This window comes from Arthrobacter sp. Y3223164 (assembly GCF_059091005.1).
Map to the genome: position 1 here is coordinate 1 of NZ_JBNHGF010000416.1, position 2345 is coordinate 2345.

General features: G+C 69.3%; 3 protein-coding genes. 1 reads left to right on the plus strand and 2 read right to left on the minus strand.

From position 1 onward, the window contains the following. Window positions 1–63 precede the first annotated feature (63 nt). A complete protein-coding gene (locus AC5RUJ_RS14835; protein ID WP_494025640.1) occupies window positions 64–639 on the minus strand; it encodes a DUF2017 domain-containing protein in 576 nt (191 codons plus the stop codon). Beyond that, a complete protein-coding gene (gene clpS, locus AC5RUJ_RS14840; protein ID WP_493979739.1) occupies window positions 640–972 on the minus strand; it encodes an ATP-dependent Clp protease adapter ClpS in 333 nt (110 codons plus the stop codon). Between the two features lie 143 nt (window positions 973–1115). On the opposite strand from clpS, the gene AC5RUJ_RS14845 reads away from it, so the two are divergent. Continuing rightward, window positions 1116–2345, plus strand: a 1230-nt coding sequence (locus AC5RUJ_RS14845; RefSeq protein WP_494156096.1) for a nicotinate phosphoribosyltransferase, incomplete at its 3' end; no start/stop codon positions are given.

The following is a 2345-nucleotide window of genomic DNA, read 5'->3' on the forward strand; positions in this document are numbered from 1 at the left end:
GGCGTGGCCCCGCGATTTCGGGGCCACGGGTTCACGTGTCTAGGGGCGCGCGGGGGGCGCGGCTCAGCGGTGCCGGCCCGACGGGTGGTCCAGCCCGTCCAGCAACGCCTGCATCAGGGTCTCCTGAAGCCACGTCATGAAGTTGTAGACCAGCGCCAGATAGGTCTCGAGGTCCTCGGCCTGGGACCAGTCGTCGATCTCATGCAGGGCCTGGGCGTCCTCGTCGGTGCGCAGCTCCAGCCGCTCGGCCAGCACCAGACGGACGTCGTTCACGGCCCGGGCGAACAGCCGGGCCTGCTCGTCGGTCAGGTGCAGCGGCGTCTGTTCGAGCAGCAGCGCGCTGGCGCGCAGCGCCCCGAGCTTGTCCTCCCGCAGCGAGCGTTCGGTGAGCTTGCGGAACTCCAGGGCCTCGCCGTCGTCGTGCTCCACAGCATCCGGCAGCAACCGGAGCAGCGCGGGGTCCCGGGGCTTGGCGGCATCCATGTCCAGGCCGACGATCGCCGCGAGCGGATCCTCGTCCTGCCGATCGACTTCCAGCATGGCGACGACGTCCGCGAACAGCTTCCGGATCAGGTCCCGCTCGGCGGGTTCCAGGAACCCGGTGATTCCCTTGCGCGTGTGCTTGAATGCCTTGGCCATCTACGCCTGGTCCGCCTTCTGGTACGTGGCCCACAGGCCGAACGAATGCATCGCCACGGTGTCCCGCTCGGCCTGCTCGCGGCTGCCCGTGGCCACCACCGACTTCCCCTGCTGGTGCACCTCGAGCATCAGCTTGCGGGCCTTGGTTTCCGAATAGCCGAAGTAGCTTTGGAAGACATAGCTGACGTAGCTCATCAGGTTGACCGGATCGTTCCACACGATCACCACCCACGGGGTGTCCTTGGCCGTAAGTTCGGCGGATTCCGCGCGGCGGGACGTCTCGATATCCGAGTCCAGCACGGTTGTGCAGGAGGGAAGGATGCTCACGGTCATGGCTTCCATTGTAGGCAGGGCGCGCCCTTCCGGCCCGACGGCGGCACGGAACTCCGCGGACGGCGACGGCGGCACGGAACTGCCCGGAGGGCGACGGCGGCACGGAACTGCCCGGAGGGCGAAACAGGATTAGAGTCGGGGATGTGAACATCGCAGCCGGCTGGGCGCACCCCAGCACCTCCCTGTACACCGACCATTACGAGCTGACCATGCTCCAGGCCGCCCTGCACTCCGGCGCGGCGCACCGGCGTTCGGTCTTCGAGGCGTTCGCCCGCCGGCTGCCGGAAGGCCGCCGGTACGGCGTGGTGGCCGGAACCGGCCGGATCCTGGAAGGCCTGGAACACTTCACGTTCTCCGAGCACCAGCTGGACTTCCTGGCCCGCACCGGCGTGGTCGACGCGCGCACCATCGACTGGCTGGCCGATTTCCGTTTCTCCGGCGACATCTACGGCTATGCCGAGGGCGAGGCCTACTTCCCGTATTCGCCGATCCTGGTGGTGGAGTCGAGCTTCGCCGAGGCCTGCGTGCTGGAGACCTTCATCCTGTCCGTGCTGAACCACGACAGCGCCATCGCCTCGGCCGCCTCGCGGATGACCGGGGCCGCCGGCAGCCGGCCATGCATCGAGATGGGGTCCCGCCGCACGCACGAGGAGTCGGCGGTGGCTGCCGCCCGGGCCGCGGTGATCGGCGGCTTCTCCAGCACCTCCAACCTGGAAGCCGGCTACCGGTACGGCGTCAAGACGGTGGGCACCGCCGCCCATTCCTTCACCCTGCTGCACGACACCGAGCAGCAGGCCTTCGAGGCGCAGCTGGCCTCGCTGGGCGTGGGTACCACCCTGCTGGCGGACACGTACGACGTCGAAACCGCCGTCCGGACGGCCGTGGACCTGGCGGGTCCGGAGCTGGGCGGCGTGCGGCTGGATTCAGGCGACCTGATCGCCCAGGCCCAGTGGGTGCGCCAGCTGCTGGACGACCTGGGCAACCACCACACCCGCATCACCGTCACCTCGGACCTGGACGAATACGCGATCGCGGCCCTCGCCTCGGCTCCGGTGGATTCCTACGGCGTCGGCACCGCGCTGGTCACCGGATCCGGCGCCCCGACCGCGAGCATGGTCTACAAACTGGTCAGCCGCGAGGGCAGCAACGGCGAGCAGGTGTCGGTGGCGAAGGCGTCGAAGAACAAGATTTCCGTCGGCGGACGCAAATACGCGCTGCGCCGGCTGGACGAGCACGGGTCGGCCACGGCCGAGGTGGTCGGCATCGGCCACCCGCCCTTCGACGACGGCAACGACCGCCCGCTGCTGCAGCAGTTCGTCACGAACGGCAAGCTGGCGGACGGCTGGACCGGCGCCGAGGGCGTCCGCCGCGCC